10 protein-coding genes are annotated in these 21,099 nt (G+C 67.5%); 7 read left to right on the forward strand and 3 right to left on the reverse strand.

Annotated elements, in window-relative coordinates:
* Window positions 1–50: 50 nt before the first annotated feature.
* Window positions 51–11,147 (forward strand): type I polyketide synthase, encoded by an 11,097-nt coding sequence (locus LMQ14_RS08910; RefSeq protein WP_267734389.1) that lies wholly within the window; start codon window positions 51–53, stop codon window positions 11,145–11,147.
* Between the two features lie 64 nt (window positions 11,148–11,211).
* Here the strand turns inward: LMQ14_RS08910 and LMQ14_RS08915 are convergent, their stop codons facing one another.
* The gene (locus LMQ14_RS08915; RefSeq protein WP_267734390.1) at window positions 11,212–12,330 is read right to left on the reverse strand and encodes an acyl-CoA dehydrogenase family protein; all 1,119 of its coding nucleotides are present in this window, start codon (window positions 12,328–12,330) and stop codon (window positions 11,212–11,214) included.
* Between the two features lie 7 nt (window positions 12,331–12,337).
* Window positions 12,338–13,498, reverse strand: coding sequence for an acyl-CoA dehydrogenase family protein (locus LMQ14_RS08920; protein ID WP_267734391.1), 1,161 nt, complete (start codon window positions 13,496–13,498; stop codon window positions 12,338–12,340).
* A 196-nt stretch (window positions 13,499–13,694) separates the two neighbouring features.
* Here LMQ14_RS08920 and LMQ14_RS08925 point away from each other — a divergent pair, with 196 nt between their 5' ends.
* The 3 genes from LMQ14_RS08925 to holA are packed head-to-tail and all read left to right on the forward strand — an operon-like array spanning window position 13,695 to window position 17,111.
* On the forward strand, window positions 13,695–14,537 hold the full coding sequence (locus LMQ14_RS08925) for a ComEA family DNA-binding protein (protein WP_267734392.1): 843 nt from the start codon (window positions 13,695–13,697) through the stop codon (window positions 14,535–14,537).
* A gap of 46 nt (window positions 14,538–14,583) precedes the next feature.
* Window positions 14,584–16,146, forward strand: a complete 1,563-nt coding sequence (locus LMQ14_RS08930) for a ComEC/Rec2 family competence protein (RefSeq protein ID WP_267735419.1) — start codon at window positions 14,584–14,586, stop codon at window positions 16,144–16,146.
* 14 nt (window positions 16,147–16,160) lie between these two features.
* Window positions 16,161–17,111: a DNA polymerase III subunit delta gene (gene holA / locus LMQ14_RS08935; RefSeq protein WP_267735420.1), complete on the forward strand. Its 951-nt coding sequence runs from the start codon at window positions 16,161–16,163 to the stop codon at window positions 17,109–17,111.
* Window positions 17,112–17,119: 8 nt separating this feature from the next.
* Here holA and rpsT read toward each other — a convergent pair whose 3' ends face one another.
* Window positions 17,120–17,380, reverse strand: a complete 261-nt coding sequence (gene rpsT / locus LMQ14_RS08940; protein WP_025736070.1) for a 30S ribosomal protein S20 — start codon at window positions 17,378–17,380, stop codon at window positions 17,120–17,122.
* A 147-nt stretch (window positions 17,381–17,527) separates the two neighbouring features.
* Between rpsT and LMQ14_RS08945 the strand changes: the two genes are divergently transcribed.
* From LMQ14_RS08945 to LMQ14_RS08955, 3 genes are read left to right on the forward strand one after another with little or no spacing between them, the layout of a single operon-like run.
* On the forward strand, window positions 17,528–19,240 hold the full coding sequence (locus LMQ14_RS08945; protein ID WP_420714671.1) for a circularly permuted type 2 ATP-grasp protein: 1,713 nt from the start codon (window positions 17,528–17,530) through the stop codon (window positions 19,238–19,240).
* Window positions 19,240–20,220: an alpha-E domain-containing protein gene (locus LMQ14_RS08950; RefSeq protein ID WP_267734393.1), complete on the forward strand. Its 981-nt coding sequence runs from the start codon at window positions 19,240–19,242 to the stop codon at window positions 20,218–20,220. Before LMQ14_RS08945 ends, LMQ14_RS08950 begins: the two co-directional genes overlap by 1 nt.
* Complete coding sequence (locus LMQ14_RS08955) at window positions 20,220–21,059, forward strand: transglutaminase family protein (protein WP_267734394.1); 840 nt, start codon at window positions 20,220–20,222, stop codon at window positions 21,057–21,059. The genes LMQ14_RS08950 and LMQ14_RS08955 overlap by 1 nt, the downstream gene beginning before the upstream one ends.
* Window positions 21,060–21,099: the final 40 nt, after the last annotated feature.

Here is a 21,099-nt window from a genome sequence, read left to right on the forward strand (position 1 = left end):
CCGCCCGTGGGGATCGGGCCTTGATCGGGCAACGCAGGGAGGGCAACCGTATGGCATCCGTTGAAGATCTGGGCGAGCCGGCATCGGGTTTCGCGATCGTCGGCTACGCAGCGCGTTTTCCGGGTGCTGCGGATGCGGATGAGTTCTGGGATGTGTTGCGGCAAGGCCGGGATGCGATATCGGAAGTGCCGCAGGACCGCTGGGATGTCGACGAATTCTTCGACCCGGAACCCGGTGCGCCCGGCAAGGTCGTGACCCGTCGTGCGGGTTTCGTCGATGACGTGACGGGCTTCGACGCGCCGTTCTTCGGTATGTCGACACGCGAGGTCAGGTTGATGGACCCGCAGCACCGGATCTTGCTGGAGACGGCATGGCGTGCGGTGGAGCATTCGGGCACCGCGCCAACGGCCCTGGCTAACAGCAACACTGGTGTCTTCGTCGGGTTGGCCACCCACGACTACCTCGGAATGGCATCCGACGAGCTGACTTACCCGGAGATCGAGGCCTACATGGCCATCGGGACATCGAATGCCGCCGCGGCGGGCCGGATCAGCTATCGACTGGGGTTGCAGGGCCCCGCGGTCGCCGTCGACACGGCGTGCAGCTCGTCGCTGGTGGCAATCCATCAGGCGTGCCAGGCGCTGCGCTTGGGCGAATGCGACCTCGCGCTGGCCGGCGGCGCGAACGTCCTGCTCACCCCGGCGACGATGATCACGTTCTCCAGCGCTCACATGCTCGCGCCGGACGGCCGCTGCAAGACCTTCGATGCGGCCGCGGACGGCTATGTGCGCGGCGAGGGATGCGGCGTCATCGTGATCAAGCGCCTCGAGGACGCGATCCGCGACGGCGACCGGATACGGGCCGTGATCCGCGGAAGTGCGATCAACCAGGACGGTGCATCGGGTGGATTGACGGTCCCGAACGGCGTTGCCCAGCAACGGGTCATCGCCGAGGCGCTGAAGCGCTCCGACCTCGAGCCCCACGACGTCGGCTACCTGGAAGCACACGGCACCGGGACATCGCTGGGTGACCCTATCGAGGCCCAGGCCGCGGGTGCGGCGTTCGGCGCCGGACGCGAACCCGGCCAGCCGCTGCTGATGGGCTCGGTGAAGACGAACATCGGGCACCTGGAGGCGGCCGCGGGTATCGCCGGTGTGATCAAAGTCATTCTGTCGCTCGAGCACGAGTTGCTGCCGCAGCACCTGCACTTCGAGAACCCGTCGCCGCACATTCCCTGGGATCGGCTTGCGGTGCAGGTGGTCAAGGAGGCCACCGCTTGGGAACGCAACGGCCGGCCGCGCATCGCGGGAATCAGCTCATTCGGGTTCGCCGGGACAAACGCTCACGTCATTCTCGAGGAAGCGCCCGAGCAAGCGGCACGGCCTGTCGCGGCGCCGATCCCGGTCGGGCAGCCCGGGGACCGACGGTTCAGCATTCTTCCGCTCTCGGCGCGAACGCCCGCCGCGTTGGTCCGGCTCGCCGATGAATACCGCGACTGGTTGAGCGCGCACCCGGAGGCCACCCTGGCCGACCTGTGCTTGACCGCCGGGACGGCGCGAGCACACCTGGAGCACCGCGCTGCTTTGGTGATCAATTCGCGAGAATCCGCGATGGAGCTGCTGGGCGCACTAGCGGACGACCGCCCGGCTCCCGGCTTGTTGCGCGGCGAATCCCATGACACACCGAAGACGGCGTGGCTGTTCACCGGTCAAGGCAGCCAATACCCCGGCATGGCCCGCGAGTTGTTCGACACCGAGCCGGTGTTCGCCGACACGGTGAAACGTTGCGCTGCCGCGGTCGCCGACGTCCTCGAAAAGCCGTTGATTGACCTCATTTTCGAAACCGACAGTCCGGACAGCGAAGCGACGCTGCGACAGACCTCGTACGCACAGCCCGCCTTGTTCGCGATCGAGATGGGCCTGGCCCGCCTTTGGCAGTCGTGGGGTTTCGAGCCCGACGTGGTGCTGGGCCACAGCGTCGGACAGTATTCGGCGGCCTGTGTCGCGGGTGTGGTCAGTCTCGAGGACGGCGCCCTGCTGATGGCCGAACGCGGCCGTCTCTTCGGCAATTTGCCTTCGGGTGGGCGGATGGTCGCGGTGTTCACCGCCGCCGAGCGTGTCGAGAACCTGAGCAACGAGTTCCCGAGTCTGTCGGTCGCCGCCTACAACGGTGCGAACACCGTATTGTCCGGACCCGCAGGGGATCTGGAGACGGCGGTGGCTCCTCTGGTGGCTGACGGTGTCCGGTGTGACTGGCTCGACACCAGCCACGCGTTCCACTCGGCGCTGCTGGACCCGATTCTGGACGAATTCGAGTCGTATGCGGATCGGTTCAATTTCGGTACCCCACAACGGATTCTGGTTGACAACCGCACCGGCGCCGCGCTGGGCCGGAGCGTGAAGCTGGACGGCGCCTACTGGCGCCGTCACGCGCGCCAGCCGGTGCAATTCGCCAAGAGCGCGCGCACCCTTGCCGAACTCAATTGCAAGGTGTTGCTCGAGATCGGCCCACGACCGGTGCTCACCGCCGCGGCCCTGAGTGCATGGCCTGATCCGGCCACCGCGCCGCGGGCGATCACGTCGCTGCGCCGAAACACCGCCGACCACCGGCAGATCACCGAAGCCGTTGCCGAGGCGTATGTCTTGGGCCACCTACCCGAATTCGATGCCTTCCGGCAGGCGCACGCGCGAAAACTCGACCTGCCCACTTATCCGTTCGAGCGCCGCCAGTACTGGTTTCGCGACAATCAGGAACCCGCCGGCCAACAGCCGCAGCTTTCCGCGCGTACCCAGGCCGTCCGCCTTCTTGAGGACGGCCGGATCGAGGAACTCGCGGCCCTGCTCGACGGTGCAAGCGATCATCGGACCCTGAGCGTGCTGACCAAGCTTGCGGCACAACACAACCACGAACGGACCAGTCAGTCCATCGCGGACGACCGCTACGAGATCCGCTGGGAGACAGTCACTGCTCGCCTCGCCGGCGCGCAGGCCGGCGAGGGATCTTCCTGGCTTCTCATCGGCGACGAATCCCCGGCGCTACAGCCGTTGGTCGACGAGCTCACTGCACGTGGACAGCAGTACCGGTTCCTCGGATTGCCGACCTCCGACTCCGACGAGGAACAGCTCGCGGATGCGTTGCGCGCTGCGGCGGTTGAGGATTCGATGTTGCGTATCGTGCACGTCGCGGCGGTGGACGCCGAGACCGCGCCGTCGATGCAGTCAATGCTGCGGATGCAACACCGGATCCTGGGCGGCACGCGGCGGCTCTTCGCCGCTGCGACCGCCGCCGAACTCCGCAGACCCGTCTGGGTGGTGACCCGTGGCGCACAACGAGTTACCGACTCGGATACCGTGGCGCCGGACCAGGGTTGCCTGTGGGGATTTGGTCGCGCCGCATCGCTGGAACTTCCGCACCTGTGGGGCGGACTGGCGGATCTGGCGCAAGGCACTGCCGACGAGTGGTCTCGGTTCATCGACCGGATCACGGCCCCGCACGACTCCGCCCCGCGCGAAGACCAGGTCGCGCTGCGTGATCAAGCGGTCTACGTGCCCCGGCTGGTTCGGCGGGACGGGCAGCCGACCGGAAAATCGCCGGAATTACGCAGTGAAGCAACGTATTTGGTCACTGGCGGGCTGGGGTCGATCGGGCTGGAGATGGCCGGTTACCTGGCCGCGCACGGCGCCAAGCATTTGGTGCTGACCAGCCGGCGCGCACCGAGCGAGGCCGCGCAGCAGCGCATCGATGCATTCGGCGAACAGTACGGCTGCGAATTTCGAGTAGTCACTGCCGATGTCGCCGATGCGCACGACGTCGCACGGCTGCTGGCAGATGTGCGGGCCGAACTTCCGCCGTTGGCCGGCATCGTCCATGCCGCGGGCGAGATCGGTACCACGCCGCTGAGCAACCTGGACTTCGAATCTCAGCAGGCCGAAGTCGATCGTGTCTTCGCCGGGAAGGTCTGGGGTGCTTGGCATTTGAGTGAGGCAGCGGCTGACCTGAAGCTCGATTTCTTCATCAGCACCTCCTCGATCGCCTCGGTGTGGGGAGGATTCGGACAGACCGCCTACAGCGCGGCGAACGCGTTCCTCGACGCACTGGCCTGGCGTCTGCGCGCGCAGGGCATCTGCGGGACCAGCGTCAATTTCGGCCCCTGGTCGGCCGGCATGGCCGATGCGGAATCCCGTGCGCGACTGGAGCAGCGCGGGGTCCGGACGCTGTCACCTGCCGATGCACTGGCGGGACTGGCCGACGTCGTCGCGGGTCCCTCGGCTCAGGGGGTGGTGGCCCGGATCGACTGGGCCCGCTTCCTGCCGCTCTACCAGCAAGCCGGCCGGCGGGCATTCCTGGCGGAGTTGGAGAGCGAGGTGCCCGATGCGGTGCCGGCCGTGCTGCCTTCTGGGAAGACACAACTGGTCGAGCGGCTGGCAGGCGCGCCGGTGCAGCAGCGCAAGCGGCTGCTGACCGATTACCTGCGCGACGCGGTAGCAGAGGTAACGCGCGTGGACGCCGCGGAGATCCGCGAGGATGCGGGGTTCTTTGACCTCGGCATGGATTCGCTGATGGCCGTCGAATTGCGGCGCCACATCGAGCAGGGGGTGGGCAAGGAGATTCCGGCCACCCTGGCGATGGACCACCCCCGGCTGTCCGACGTGGCCGACTATCTGCTTGGTGAGGTGCTCGGGCTCAGCGGGCAGGCGTCCGCGAAACCAGCGTCCCAGCCGGCGTCGGCGGTGACGACGCGGACGGACGAACCGATCGCGATCGTCGCGGTCTCGTGCCGCTTCCCCGGCGCACCCGACCCAGAAGCCTTCTGGGAGTTGCTGTCCGGCGGCGTCGATGCGATCCGGGAAGTCCCGGAGGACCGATTCGATATCGACGAATTCTATGACCCGGACCCAGAGACCCCGGGCAAGACTTATACGCGCTTCGGCGGATTCCTCGACGAAATCGACGGATTCGATCCGGAATTCTTCGGTATCTCCCCGCGCGAGGCCGTCTGGATCGAGCCGCAGCAGCGGCTGATGCTCGAGACGGTGTGGGAGGGGCTGGAACGCGCCGGGCTCTCGCCGGCGGCGCTACGCGGTAGCCGGACCGGCATTTTCGCGGGGGTGGCCGCCAACGAGTATGCGCACCTACTGTCGGCGGAGCCGATCGACAAAATCGAGCCGTACTTCATCACGGGTAATGCGCTCAATGCCATTTCGGGTCGGGTCGCCTTCGCGCTCGGACTCGAAGGGCCGGCAGTGGCGATCGATACCGCCTGCAGTTCGGCCTTGGTGGCCGTCCATCAGGCGTGCCAGGCCTTGCACTCCGACGACTGTGACCTCGCGGTGGCCGGGGGTGTGAACGTCTTGCTTTCCCCGGTGACGGTCATTGCGGCCTCGCGCGCCCGCATGCTTTCCCCGGTCGGTAAGTGCAAGACCTTCGATGCCTCCGCCGACGGCTACGTGCGCAGCGAAGGCTGCGGAATTCTCGTGCTCAAGAGGTTGAGCGACGCGGAGCGCGACGGCGATCGGGTCCTCGCTGTCATTCCGGGCAGCGCGGTCAACCAGGATGGCGCTTCCAGCGGATTGACCGTGCCCAATGGTGGTGCACAGCAACGACTCATCCGGGCCGCGCTGACCCGCGCCGGTCTGGCAGGCGGGGACGTCGACTACCTCGAGGCGCACGGTACTGGCACCCCGCTGGGTGATCCGATCGAGGTGCAGGCGGCCGCGGCCGCCTACGGAGGTTCGCGTGATGCGGACCGCCCGCTGCTGATGGGATCGGTGAAGACCAATATCGGACACACCGAGTCGGCATCGGGGGCGGCGGGCCTGATCAAGGTCGTGCTGTCGCTACAGCACGAATTGCTGCCGCAGAGCCTGCATTTCGACACACCGTCGCCGCACATCCCCTGGGACTCGCTGCCGGTGCGGGTGGTGGGCGAGTCGACTCCGTGGCAGGCCAACGGCAGGCCGCGCCGCGCCGGCGTGAGTTCCTTCGGGTTCACCGGAACGAACGCACACGTGCTGATCGAGGAGGCGCCCGCCCGAGCGGGATCGCCCACCCAAGGTCCGTCCGACTCGGCAGACGAAGCCGAAGTAACCGACGCCCGCGAGCGGTCGGTCAACGTGCTGGCGCTGTCCGCCCGGTCACCGGAAGCGTTGGTGGCGCTGGCGCAGCGCTACCAAGCCTGGTTGAGCGCGCACCCCGACGTGGACCTCGCCGACGTATGCCTTACCGCCGGAATGGGGCGATCGCACTTCGAACATCGCGCCGCGCTGGTCGTCGATTCGGTCGAGGGTGCCCGCGAGGGCTTGGCCGAGTTGGCCGAGAACCGCCTGCGGCCCGGTGTGGTACGCGGGGAGCACACGCACCGGCCGACGACGGCGTGGTTGTTCACCGGTCAGGGAAGTCAGTATCCCGGGATGGCGCGTGAATTGTTCGAGACCGAACCGGTTTTCGCCGAAACCGTGACACGTTGCGCGGACGCGGTCAAGGACATGCTGCCGCGTCCGTTGCTGGAGGTGCTGTTCGCCACCGACCGCGAAGGCGGAGAAACACTGCGGCACACATCGTTTGCGCAGCCGGCGCTGTTCGCCATCGAGATGGGCCTGGCGAGGCTGTGGCAGTCGTGGGGCATCGAGCCCGACGTGGTGCTGGGGCACAGTGTGGGCCAGTACGCAGCGGCATGTGTGGCTGGAGTCTTCAGCATCGACGACGGCGCACGGCTGATGGCCGAGCGCGGCCGGATGTTCGGCAGCCTGCCCGAAGGCGGGCGCATGGTGGCGGTGTTCACCGACGCCAAGCACGTCGAACAGATCGCCGGCGAATTCCCGCGGGTGTCGGTCGGCGCTTACAACGGACCCAACACGGTGCTCTCGGGCCCGGGCGATGACCTCGAACAGATCGTCGCCAAATTCAGTGACGAGGGGATCCGCTGCACATGGCTGGAGACCAGCCACGCGTTCCACTCGGAGCTGCTGGATCCCGTGCTCGACGAATTCGAGTCGTACGCGGCGCAGTTGGAGTTCGCTGCCCCGACGTTGCCGCTGGTCTGCAACCGCACCGGCGCGGTGCTCACGGCGCAGACCCCGCTCGACGCCGGGTACTGGCGCCGGCATTCCCGCCAACCGGTGCAGTTCGCCGAAAGCGTGCGCACGGTGGCCGCACTTGGATGCTCGGTAGTGATGGAGATCGGTCCGCAACCGGTGTTGACCGCAGCCGCGGTGCAGGTCTGGCCGGAGCACCTGGCCGCGCCACGGGCAATCGTCTCGCTGCGTAAGGGCGTTGGCGACCGGCGCCAGATCGCCGATGCGCTGGCCACGGCCTACATCGGCGGACACCGACCCGATTTCGCTGCGCTGCATCGTCAGGCGCCGCGCCGACTCGAATTGCCCACCTATCCGTTCCAGCGCCGCCGCTTTTGGCCCAAGACGTCCGGAATCGCCGTTGACGGACCCGCGGTGTCCGGAATCCTGGGTAGTGCAAAAGATCTCGCCTCTGGCGACTCCATATACACCAGCAGGTTGTCGATCAAATCTCAGCCCTGGCTTTCCGACCACGTCATTTACGGCACCGTCGTCGTCCCCGGGGCGACGTACGCGGCGATGGCCTTGGCCGCCGTCGGTACGCCGGCACGGGCGAAGGACGTCTTCTTCTACGAGCCGATCATCCTGCCCGAGAAGAGTTCTCGTGAGGTGCAGCTGACATTGCATCCGCAGGAGGACGGCGCCGGATGGAAATTCCAGGTGCACAGCCGGCCGTACGGTGAACGCGGCGCCGAATGGTCGTTGAATGCCGAAGGCGCTGTGGTCGCCGGCGTTGACGAGGAGCCGGTATCCGAGAATGATCCGGTCGACGAAGCGATCGAGCGGCTGGACCGGATGCGGCCGCAGGAGTTGTTCGAGACCTTTGCCGACCTGGAGTTGGCATGGGGTCCGACCTGGTCCGGTTCGCTGAAGTCGCTGTGGCTCGGTGAGGGTGAGGCGATCGGCGACATCGTCGTCGGCGAAGAACTCGCCGAACAACTCGGAACAGAGCCGATGCACCCGGTGCTGATGGACCTGTGCACTGGTGTCGCGTTCCCCGCGTTCCCGGCACTTCTCGCGGCCGAACAGGGCGTCAACGATCTGTTCCTGCCGCTGCGGTACGGGCAGGTGACGCTGCGGGAGAAGATGCCGCGGCGGTTCTACTGCCGGGCGAAGTGGCACACCAGCGCCCTCGACAGCGAAACCCAGGTCTTCGATCTCGATTACATCGATCGAGATGGCCGGCACCTGGGCGGGATTCGCGAGTTCACCGTCAAGCGCGCACCCCGTGAGGCCTTGCTGCGCGGTCTGGGCGGCGACGCCACCCGGCTGCTCTACACCCTCGGCTGGCACGAGGTGCCGCCACCGGCTCCGAACGACGACGCCGCAGTTGCGAACGGCACCTGGCTGATTGCGGGATTCGACGAACTGGCCGCCGACGTACCGGGCTGCATCCCGTTCGACCCGAACACCGATCCGGAGCTCTTGGGACAGCTGTTGGCACAGGCTCACGAGCGTGGTCTGCCGTTCTCCGGCGTCGTCTGGCGCAGCGCCGCGCCGAACCGTAAAGAGTCGAGCGCCCAGGGCGCGGCGCGACTCGAAACCGAAATCGCAAACCTGCTCAGCGCGGTGCACACGGTGCAACACGGCGAGGTAAAACTGCCTGGCGGACTGTGGATCATCACCGAGCGCGCGGTAGCCACCGAGTCCGGCGAGCCGGTCGATCCGGTGCAGGCGGCGCTGTGGGGATTCGGGCGGACCACGATCAACGAGGAACCGGCGCTGCGCTGCAAACTCGTCGATTGCGACGGCTCCGAGGAGGCGGTGCGAGCGCTGGCCAACCTGCTGGTCACACCGGTCGACGAGCCGGAAATTGCGCTGCGACAAGGGAAGCTGCTGGCCTCACGGTTGTTGCCCTGGGCGCGCAGCGGTCATCTCACGGTGCCGCGCTCGTCCGACTATGTCCTGGCGCCCAACGAGCGCGGCGCGATCGACAACCTGCGACTGACCGAGGCGGAGGTGCCGGCGCCGGACGAGGGTTACGTGCAGGTCCGGGTGGAGGCCGCGGGCCTCAACTTCCGGGATGTGCTCAATGTCCTTGGCCTCTACCCGGGCGACCCGGGCCCGATCGGCGGCGACTTCGCCGGAACCGTCACCCAATTGGGTAGTGGCGTCACCGGACTCGAGATCGGCCAGCGCGTCTACGGCTTTATGCAGGGCGCGTTCGCCAGCCGGTTCAATGTGCCGGCCCAGTTGCTGGCGCCGATTCCCGCTGGCGTGAGCGCGGTAGCCGCGGCGACCATTCCCGCTGCGGCGTTGACGGTTCGGCTCGCGTTCGACTGGGCGCAGGTGCAGCCCGGTGATCGCGTGCTCATTCACGCCGCCAGTGGTGGTGTCGGTCTGGCCGCGATCCAGATGGCACAGCAGTGCGGTGCCACGGTCTTCGCCACGGCCAGCACCTACAAACGCGCGACGCTGCGCAAGTTGGGTGTGAAGTATGTGTACGACTCGCGCACCACGGATTTCGCCGACCAGATCCTGGCCGACACCGACGGCGCAGGCGTCGACGTGGTGCTCAACAGCCTGACGAATGAAGGGTTCCTCGAAGCGACCGTGCGGGCCACCGCCCAGAACGGCCGGTTCGCCGAGATCGCCAAACGCGACATCTGGACGCCGGAACAGATGGCGGAGGTCCGCCCTGACATCGCCTACGAGATCGTGGCGCTGGACACGGTGACCTTCCAGGAGCCCGAGCGTATTCGTGGCTTGCTGACCGAGGTGTCGGAGGGACTGGGCAAGGGTGAGTGGGTGCCACTGCCCGCCGAGATCTACCCGCTCACCGAGGCGAGGGCCGCGTTCCGCCGCATGCAGCAGGCGCGGCACATCGGAAAAATCGTGGTGCAGATACCGAATCCGCTGCAGCCGAGGGCGGACCGGAGCTACCTGATCACCGGCGGGCTCGGCGCGATCGGCCTGCACACGGCGTCGTATCTGGCCCAACTCGGTGCCGGTGACATCGTGTTGACCAGCCGGCGCACACCCGATGCGGCCACGCAGCACGCAATCGAGGAGATCGCCGAGCGCTATAAATGCCGCATCCACGTCTTCGCGGCCGACGTCGGCCACGAGTCCGAGGTCGAGAAGCTGCTGGAGCGAATCCGCGCGGAACTGCCGCCGCTCGCGGGTGTGGCCCATCTGGCCGGCGTCCTCGACGATGCGCTGTTGTCCGGGCAGAGCATGGAGAGATTCCGAACGACACTGGCGCCCAAGGCGTTCGGTGCTTGCCACTTGGACAAGCTGACGAAGGACGACGAGCTGGACTTCTTCATCGTGTCGTCCTCGGTATCCAGCTTGTTCGGTTCACCAGGTCAGGCCAACTACGCGACCGCCAATGCGTTGCTCGACGGCCTGGTTGCGCAAAGAAGGGCGCAAGGTCTGCCCGCCACCGGTGTCAACTTCGGTCCCTGGGCCCAGGGCGGCATGGCCTCCTCGGAAGCCGCGACAGCCAATATCACTGCGCAGGGCCTGATTCCGTTGGAGCCGTCGGCGGCGCTCGGTGCTCTCGCCGAACTCGTCGCCAATGGGACCGGACAGGCCACCGTGCTCAAGGCCAACTGGCAGCGTGCCGCGAAGGTGCTGGGCAGTTCGCGTCCCCCGATCCTCGACCTCGTGTTGCCCAGTGCCGTCGGGGAGGTGACCGGCGACAGTGAGTTGCTCAAGCAGCTGATGGAGGTTCCGGTGCCGCAGCGCGCCGGATTCGTGACCGAGTTCCTGCAGCGCGAGGTGCAGAACTTCCTTCGGCTCGCCCAGCCGCCGGCCGCGACCAGTCGGTTCCTGGACCTCGGCACGGATTCGCTGATGGCGATCGAACTGCGCAACCGATTGCACAGTCAGTTCGGCGGCAAGTTCACGATCAACGCCACCGCGGTATTCGACTATCCGACCATCGGGGGGCTGGCCGAGTATCTGGTGGCTCAGCTGCCCGACGCGGACTCACCGGAGCCGCCGTCGACGACGACGTCACCGGAATCGCCGTCGGGGGAGGCGGAATCGGTTGCGGCGCCGCAGGAGACGTCGGAACCGGTTGCCGCGCCCGAGGCGTCGGTACCGGTTACCGCGTCAGGGGCGAGCTGAGCCCGGCAGGTCAGGCGCTGATGTCGAATCCGGCGACGACCCTGTCGGACAGCACAGCCATCGGCTAGAGCCGGGCCAAGTCGTAATCGCCGAGGTGGTCGATCAGGTTGTGCACGTGATCGCCCGAGGTACCCAGGGTGTGCTCGATCGCGGTCAGCCGGGCGGCGTAGTGGCTCACCGGATATTCCGCGGTCACACCGATTCCGCCGTGCATCTGGATCGACTCCTGCGCGATGTGGCGGCCCGACCGGCCGATCTGCACCTTGGCCCGCGACGCGATCAGCGGGTCGAGGTTGCCGTCGGCGATCGACATCGCGGCGTACAGGCTCATACTGCGTGCCATTTCCAGCGACACATACATGTCGGCGGCTCGCTGGGTGAGCGTCTGGAACTTGTTGAGCGTGACGCCGAACTGCTTGCGGGTCTTGAGGTAATCGGTGGTCAGCCGCAGCGCTTCCTCCATCGCTCCGACCGCCTCGGCGCACAGCCCGGACTGGATACGAACGATGGCACCGCTGATGGCGTCCGACGCGTCGACCGCTTCGCCCAACGGTTCGGCAGCCGCGCCGTCCAAGTCGACCTGTGCGCCGCGTTGTCCGTCGAAGGTCCGGTAGGGGTGACGGGTGACAGAGGTGTTTTCGGAGCCGGCATCGACGAGGAACAGGCCGGTGCCGCCGTCCGGCAACGCGGCGCTGACCACCAGCGCATCGGCGCAGTCCCCGGCGAGTACCGGGTTCTTGAGTCCGGTCAACTTCCATGAATCGCCTTGCCGCGCAGCCTGAGTCGTCACTGTCGTGGTCGGCTTACGGTGACCCGGTTCCAGGTGGGCGAAGGCCAGCAGTCGTTGGCCTGCCGCGACGTCGTCGAGCTGTTCTTTCTGCGCGTCAGTGCCCAGTTCGGCGATCAGCGCGCCCGGTGCCAGCGCGGCGTGCAGGATCGGCTCGGGGGCCAACCTTCGCCCGGCCTCGGCGAGCACCACCATGATCTCGATCTGGCCGGCCTCGTCCGGGTCGAAGCCCAGGCCGAGAATTCCGGTGTCGGCGAGCTGGCTCCAGACCTCGCGGCTCCAGCCGAGATCGGAGCCGATGACCTTGTTGCGGCTCTCCGGGTCATAGCTGCGGGACAGCAGATCGCGGGTCGTGTCGCGCAACAGGCCCTGCTCGTCGGTCAACTGAAAGTCCATGGCTGCCTCACAATCCCAGAATGGTGGACGCGATGATGTTGCGCTGCACCTCGCTGCTACCGCCGTAGATCGACGTCTTGCGGTAGTTCAGGTAACGCGGCGCACTGTGTTGTGCCCAGTCCGGAGACGCAATGCCTTCCCCGTCGGTGGGCAGCGCGTCGGGGCCGGCCACCTCGACAAGTAGCTCGGTGGCTATCTGCTGCAACTGACTGCCGCGCAGCTTGAGCACCGACGACGCGGGGTTGGCCTCCCCGTCCGCGGAATCCGTCACCACCCGCGACTGGGTGAGTTCCAGTGCCAGCAGCTCGTTTTCGGCTTCGGCCAGCCGGGCCGCGAACAGGGGATCGTTGAGCATCCCGGCTTCGGCCGCGAACTTCTTCACCTCGGCGAGGCGGACTTTGGTCCGTCCCACGCCGGCGATACCGGTGCGTTCGTTGCCCAGCAGGAACTTCGCGTACGTCCAGCCCTGATTCTCTTCTCCGACAAGCTGATTGGCGGGCACCCGGACGTCGGAGAAGAACAGCTCGTTGACCTCGTGGCCGCCGTCGATCGTCTTGATGGGCCGCACGGTGATGCCCGGCGTTTTCATGTCGAACAGCAGGAACGAGATGCCGGCCTGGCGCTTGGGCGCCTGCGGGTCGGTGCGGACCAGGCAGAAGATCCAGTCGGCGTACTGGCCGAGCGTGGTCCACGTCTTCTGGCCGTTGACGACGTAGCTGTCGCCGTCGCGCACCGCCGTGGTGCGCAGCGACGCCAGGTCGGAGCCGGCCTCGGGCTCGGAAAAGCCCTGGCACCACCAGATGTCCAGGCTGGCCGTCGGCGGCAGGAAGCGCTCCTTGATCTCCTGAGAACCGAATTCGGCGATCACCGGGCCCACCATCTTGGTGTTGAAGTTCAGCGGCTCCGGCACGCACGCCAGTTGCATCTCGTCGGCCCAGATCTGGTGCTGGGTGGGCGTCCAGTCCTTGCCACCCCACTCGACCGGCCAGCTCGGTACCGCCAGCCCGTGCTCGTGCAGGATCTTGTGGCTGGTGACTACGTCGTCGTGGACCACTTCCGCCGAACCCTGGCGCACCCGTTCGCGCATCTCTTCGGGAATCTTGGTGGTGTAGATGGTGCGGAGCTCGTCGCGGAATGCGGCTTCCTCCGGCGTCAGCGCCAGTTGCATGGAGACTCCTTTGCCTGGGTTGAGCGTGCCGACCGCTTTCCGACAGATGGGCGGTCCCGTCCGGTCGTGCGCTCCGAGTTCCATCTTGACCCATGCTCGGCTGTGCCTGTGCACAGCCTCCGGTTAATCCACAGCACGCGGCCCCGACGCCGTCGGTCGGGGCCGCGGTGGGGGTCGGCGCACCTACCGTCGGCGCATGCGAACAGAACTTCCCGGCGAGCGACTGCACCGGCGCCTCGGCGCCGACCCGGACGCGGACAATCCGGACCCGCAGCCGGAGCCGGACACCCCGGATGAGGATCAGAACTCGTTGCTGCCGCGCTGGCTTCCCGACGCGTCGGAGCGCGGGAGCTGGCGGGCCCGGCTGCGTGCCGATCCGGGCCGTGCCGGCGCGATCGCGTTGGCCGTGGTGGCCGCGCTGGCCGTGCTGGTCACGATCTTCACGCTGGTCCGCGACCATCCCGCACCGGTGATGTCCGCGAAACTGCCGCCCGTCGAGAAGGCGTCCACGGTAAACCCGAGATCCTCGACGAGTCCCGGCCCGGACCGGCCGGTGGTGGTCAGCGTGGTGGGTCTGGTGCACAAGCCCGGCCTGGTCACGTTGACGCCCGGCGCACGGATCGCCGATGCGTTGCAGGCCGCCGGGGGTGCGATGGACGGCGCCGACACCATCGGCCTGAACATGGCCCGTCCGCTCGGTGATGGCGAGCAGATCGTGGTCGGGCTGGCGCCCGTGTCGGGGCGGCCGACCGCGCTGGGCAGCTCGGTGGCGGCCGGCTCGACGCCGGGAGCCAAGACGCCGGCACCGACGGGGTCGGTCAAGGGATCCGTCCGGCCGAAAGCGGGCGAGGTGCTCGACCTGAATACCGCGACCGTGGATCAGCTGGATGACCTGCCCGGGGTCGGGCCGGTCACCGCGGCCGCGATCGTCGGGTGGCGGCAGGCCAACGGCAAGTTCACCAGCGTCGACCAGCTCGCCGACGTCGATGGCATTGGGCCGTCGCGGCTGGACAAGCTGCGCGCCCTGGTCCGTGTCTGACACCGCCGAGGCGCCCCGAGGCGCCTCGGCGCTCGCCCGCCTCGATGTGCGGCTGGTCCCCGCCGGACTGACCGGCTGGATCGTCACCGCCGCCGGCATCGCGTGGCAGGTTGGCCGCGTGCTGGCCTGGTGCTGCGTCACGTTGGTCGCCGCGGCCGTGGTGCTGACCTGCTACTCGGTGCACCGGGCCGGCCGGCACCAGCGGTTGCGGACCGTCGGTGCCGGATTGGTGGCGATCGGAGTGGTCGGCGCGGGATTCGGATTCGCGATCGCGCTGCGCGCCGACGCGGTGGCGCGCCACCCGATCACCGCGGCGTTCGGGACGGTTGCCCCGGTGACGGTGACGCCCAGCGAGAGTGCGCTGTCGCTGGGCTCGGGCCGGCTGATGTTTCGTGCCAATTTGCAGCGGCTGCGTGGCGACGAGATATCCGGCCGGGTCACGGTTTTCGCACGGGCGTCGGACTTCGACGTGATGGTGGGCCAACCGATGCGGTTTACCGCGCGGATCAACCGTCCCGCTCGCCACGACCTGACCGTCGCGGTGCTCAACGCGGCGGGCCGGCCCGTCACGGGCCGGGCGGGGGCGGTGCAACGTGCCGCGCACGTGGTGCGCGGCCGGTTCGCCGCCACCGCGCACGAAGTGCTGCCCGCCGCGCAGGGCGCGATGTTGCCGGCCCTGGTCCTCGGCGACACCTCGGCGCTCACCGCCGACACCGGCCGCGAATTCCGTGCGGCCGGCATGACGCACCTGACGGCCGTATCGGGCGCCAACGTCACGATCGTGTGCGCGGCGGTGCTGTTCTCCGCCCGGCTGATCGGCCCGCGGGCGGCCGTGCTGCTCGCGGGGGTGGCATTGGTGGCGTTCGTGATCGTCGTCCAGCCGACGGCAAGCGTGTTGCGCGCGGCCGTGATGGGTGCCATCGCGCTGGCGGGGATGCTGACTTCACGCCGGCGACAAGCGATTCCGGCGCTGTCGGCCACGGTGCTGATATTGCTTGCCGTCGCTCCCCAGCTGGCCGTCGATGCGGGCTTCGCGTTGTCGGTGCTGGCGACGGGCGCGCTGGTGGTCGTCGCGCCGGTCTGGTCGCGGCGGCTGGCCGCCAAAGGCTGCCCCAAGCCGCTGGCGGATGGGCTCGCGGTCGCGTTGGCGGCGCAGGTGGTGACCGCGCCACTGGTTGCCGGCATCTCGGGTCGGTTCAGCCTGGTCGCCGTGGCCGCCAATCTGGCCGCGGCGCCCGTCATCGCGCCCATCACCGTGCTGGGCAGCGCGGCGGCCGTGTTGTGCGTGCCGTGGCCGCCGGGTGCACAGCTGCTGATGCGTTTCACCGGCCCGGAAGTGTGGTGGGTGTCGAAGGTGGCGCATGTCGCGGCCGGTGCGCCGGCCGCGACCGTGCCGGTACCGGATGGCCTGGCCGGTGTGCTGCTGGTCGGGTGTGCCACCGCGCTGCTGCTGGCGCTGGCGATGCTGCTGTGGCGGCGGGCCTGGTTTCGTGCGTCGACCCGGGTGGCCGGGTTGGTCGCGGTGGCGTGCGTGCTGGCCTGGTCGGCATCGGAGATGCTGGATCCCCGAGCGGATTGGTCGGCCCGTCGTGACACCATCGGGGGGTGAGCGAGGCTTCGCCGTTGCACTTGGTCGTGGGGGACGAGGATCTGCTGGTCGAACGGGCCGTGGCCGACGTGCTGCGGGCGGCGCGCAAACGCGCCGGCACCGATGACATCCCGGTCAATCGCATGCGGGCCGGCGACGTCAGTACCTATGAGCTCGCCGAGCTGCTGAGCCCGTCGCTGTTCGCCGACGAGCGCATCGTCGTGCTGGAGGCCGCGGCCGAAGCGGGCAAGGACACGGTCGCGATGATCGCCGCGGCCGCCGTCGACCTGCCGGCGGGCACGGTGCTGGTGGTGGTGCACTCTGGCGGCGGTCGGGCCAAGGCGCTGGCCGACCAGCTGAAGTCGCTGGGGGCCGAGGTTCACCCCTGCGCGCGGATCACCAAGTTGAGCGAACGCGTCGACTTCATCCGCAAGGAGTTTCGCGCGCTGCGGGTCAAGGTCGACGAGGACACGGTGACCGCCCTGTTGGACGCCGTGGGCTCCGACGTCCGCGAGCTGGCCTCGGCCTGCTCGCAACTGGTCGCCGACACCGGTGGTGAGGTCGACGAGACCGCGGTGCGCCGCTATCACAGCGGCAAGGCCGAGGTGAAGGGCTTCGATATCGCGGACAAGGCCGTGGCCGGGGATGTCGCGGGTGCGACCGAGGCGCTGCGGTGGGCGATGATGCGTGGCGAACCGCTGGTGGTGCTGGCCGACGCACTGGCCGAAGCCATCCACACCATCGGCCGGGTGGGTCCGCTCTCCGGCGACCCGTACCGGCTGGCCGGGCAGCTGGGGATGCCGCCCTGGCGGGTGCAGAAGGCGCAGAAGCAGGCCCGGCGCTGGTCGCGCGACAGTGTGGCAACCGCGATGAAAGTGGTGGCGGAACTCAACGCCAACGTCAAGGGAGCGGCGGCAGACGCCGACTATGCGCTGGAATCAGCGGTCAGAAAGGTGGCCGAATTGGTGGCCGACCGGGGCCGATAGCCCAGGGCTCAGATCTTGTTGAGGGACCGCGCCAGCGCCGACTTCTTGTTGGCGGCCTGGTTCTTGTGGATGACGCCCTTGGTGGCCGCCTTGTCCAGCTTGCGGTTGGTCGACACCAGCAACTCCGCGGCCTTGTCCTTGTCGCCCGCCTCAGCGGCCTCACGGAACGCGCGCACAGCGGTGCGCAGCGAGGACTTCACCGACTTGTTGCGCAGTCGGGCGCGCTCGTTGGTCTTGATACGCTTCTGCTGCGACTTGATGTTGGCCACGCGGAACTATCCTTCGTCGATTTGGTCTTTGCGGTGTCGTTTCGGGGGGCGCCCCACACCCGATTGCGACTGCTCAGGTTAGCAGTCGGTTACGTTTTCTCCCAAAACGGGAACTCGTGGCCTGCCATTACGTCGATTTAAGGCAGCATCCTAAAAGTGAGTCTTGCGGACCAGGCCGAAACAGGCAGGCGTGGGTCGCGCAGCGCTGCGCGGGCGCTGGCGCGCTCCGAGCGCATCTTTAGCGGCTACAACACGTCGGACGCCTACGAGCTGGCCTTCGACGAGATGTTCGATGCGCAGGGCAACGTGCGTGGCCCCTACAAGGGCATCTACGCCGAGCTGGCGCCATCGGACGCCTCGGACCTGCGGGCCCGCGCCGACGCGCTGGCCCGTGCGTTCATCGACCAGGGCATCACGTTCTCCCTGTCGGGCCAGGAACGGCCGTTTCCGCTGGACCTGGTGCCGCGGGTGCTCGCGGCAGCCGAATGGACCCGGCTGGAGCGCGGCATCATCCAACGTGTCAAAGCCCTCGAGATGTATCTCGACGACATTTACGGCGATCAGGAGATCCTGAACGACGGCGTGATTCCGCGTCGCCTGGTCACGTCCTGTGAGCACTTTCACCGCCAGGCGGTGGGCATCGTCCCGCCCAACGGGGTCCGAATTCACGTCGCCGGAATCGACCTCATCAAGGACGAAAAAGGCACCTGGCGGGTGCTCGAGGACAACCTGCGCTCGCCGTCGGGCGTGTCGTACGTGATGGAGAACCGGCGCACCATGGCGCGGGTCTTCCCGAACCTGTTCGCCACCCACCGGGTGCGTGCCGTCGACGACTACGCCTCGCACCTGCTGCGGGCGCTGCGCAATTCCGCGGCGACCAACGAGGCCGACCCGACCGTGGTGGTGCTGACACCCGGTGTCTACAACTCCGCGTACTTCGAGCATTCGCTGCTCGCGCGGCAGATGGGCGTCGAACTGGTCGAGGGCCGTGACCTGTTCTGCCGTGACAACCAGGTGTACATGCGCACCACCGAGGGCGAGACCCAGGTCGACGTCATCTATCGGCGCATCGACGACGTCTTCCTCGACCCGCTGCAGTTTCGCGCCGACTCGGTGCTGGGGGTGGCCGGGTTGGTCAACGCCGCCCGCGCCGGCAACGTCGTGATCTCCAGCGCGATCGGCAACGGAGTCGGCGACGACAAGCTGGTCTACACCTACGTGCCGACCATGATCGAGTACTACCTCGGCGAGAAGCCGCTGCTGGCCAATGTGGACACCTATCGCTGCTGGCTGGACGACGAACGCGAGGAAGTGCTCGACCGGGTCGGCGAGCTGGTCATCAAGCCGGTCGAGGGATCCGGCGGCTACGGCATTGTGTTCGGCCCCGACGCGTCCGAGAAAGAACTGGCGGCCGTCAGCAAGAAGATTCGCGACGACCCGCGCAGCTGGATCGCGCAGCCGATGATGGAGCTGTCGACCGTGCCCACCCGGATCGGCAACGCGCTGGCACCGCGCTACGTCGACCTGCGGCCGTTCGCGGTCAACGACGGCGACGAGGTATGGGTGCTGCCGGGCGGGCTGAGTCGGGTGGCGCTGGTCGAGGGTTCGCGGGTGGTCAACTCCAGTCAGGGTGGTGGTTCCAAGGACACCTGGGTGCTGGCGTCGCGCGCGTCGGCCGCCGATCGTGAGCTGGGTGCCGCCGAAGTCGTGCGTTCGCTGCCAAAGTCCATGTCGGAGAAGGAGCCCGACGAATCGTCGGGGTCGTCGCATCAACAGCCCCTGCAGACCGAGCAACCACAGGACGAGAAGCCCGCGAAAAAGCAGAAGCAAAAGCAACAGCAACAAAGGGCGGTCCGCTGATGTTGGCCCGAAACGCCGAGGCGCTGTACTGGATCGGCCGCTACGTTGAGCGGGCGGATGACACCGCGCGCATTCTCGATGTGGCACTGCATCAATTGCTGGAGGATTCCAGCGTCGATCCCGACCAGGCGTCCCGGCTGTTGTTGCGGGTGCTTGGTATCGCGTCCCCCAAGCACGATTTGGATGTTTGGTCGTTGACCGACCTCGTCGCCTACAACACCGACGACAACAAGGGTGGCTGTTCGATCGTCGACGCGATCACGGCGGCGCGCGAAAACGCCAAGTCGGCCCGCGAAGTGACGTCCATCGAAATCTGGGAATGCCTCAACACCACTTACCATGCCCTGCCCGAACGCGAACGCGCCGCCAAACGCCTTGGGCCACATGAGTTTCTGTCCTTCATCGAGGGCCGGGCCGCGATGTTCGCCGGCCTGGCCGACTCGACGCTCTCGCGCGACGACGGATACCGCTTCATGCTGTTGGGCCGGGCGATCGAGCGCGTCGATATGACGGTGCGGCTGCTGCTGTCTCGGGTGGGCGACAGTGCGTCCTCGCCGGCGTGGGTAACGCTGTTGCGCTCGGCCGGTGCGCACGACACATATCTGCGCACCTATCGCGGGGTACTGGATGCCGGCCGCGTGGTCGAGTTCATGCTGCTCGACCGATTGTTCCCCCGGTCGGTGTTCTACTCACTGAAGCTGGCCGAAGAAAGCATCGAGGAGCTGGTGCGCAACCCGATGAGCCGGGTGGGGGCCACCGCCGAAGCGCAGCGACTGCTTGGGCAGGCGCGCAGCGAACTGGAATTCATGCCGCCCGGGGTGTTGCTGGACACGCTGGAGACGCGACTGGCTGGCTTGCAGACAACCTGCAGCGATGTCGGAGACGCGTTGTCGCTGCAGTACTTCCACGTCACACCGTGGGTGGCGTGGTCGGATGCCGGTCATGGCGCCGGCCTGGTCACCCGGAACGGAGATACCTGATGTGGCGGCTGCGCGTAGTGCACACGACCGGGTTCGCCTACCAATCGGCGGTCACCGCCTCCTATAACGAGGCGCGGCTGACCCCGAGCTCGGACACCCGGCAAAACGTCATCCTCAACCGTGTCGAGACCATTCCGGCAACCCGGTCTTACCGGTACATCGACTACTGGGGCACCGCGGTCACGGCGTTCGACTTGCACGCGCCGCACAGCGATCTGACGGTGACGTCCTCGTCGGTTGTCGAGACCGAGCAGCCGGAGCCGGCCGCCAAGGATGTCAGCTGGAGCGACCTGCATTCCGCGGCGGTGATCGATCGGTTCGACGAATTGCTCCAGCCCACCGAGTACACGCCGGCAAGCAAGCGGGTCAGGTCCATCGGCAAGAGAATCGCGAAAGCCCATGAGCCACAGGAAGCTGTCATGGCCGCGGCCAACTGGGTGCACGACGAGCTGGACTACCTTCCGGGCACCACCGGGGTGCGCTCGTCGGGGCTGGACGCCCTGAAGGCGGGCAAGGGAGTGTGTCAGGACTTCGTGCATTTGTCGCTGATATTGTTGCGCGACATGGGAATTCCGGCGCGCTATGTGTCGGGCTACCTACACCCCAAGCGTAACGCCGTCGTTGGGGACACCGTGGAAGGCCGAAGCCACGCCTGGATCCAGGCGTGGACCGGTGGTTGGTGGAACTACGACCCCACCAATGACACCGAGATCACCGAGCAATATGTCAGCGTGGGCGTCGGTCGGGACTACACCGACGTGTCGCCGCTGAAGGGCATCTATTCGGGGCAGGGCGCAACCGACCTCGATGTGGTTGTGGAGGTCACCCGACTGGCCTAGCGATCTCCGACGATCGCCCTGCGACGCGGGCCTTGCTGGC

The organism is Mycobacterium sp. Aquia_213 (genome assembly GCF_026625985.1).
GTDB lineage: Bacteria > Actinomycetota > Actinomycetes > Mycobacteriales > Mycobacteriaceae > Mycobacterium.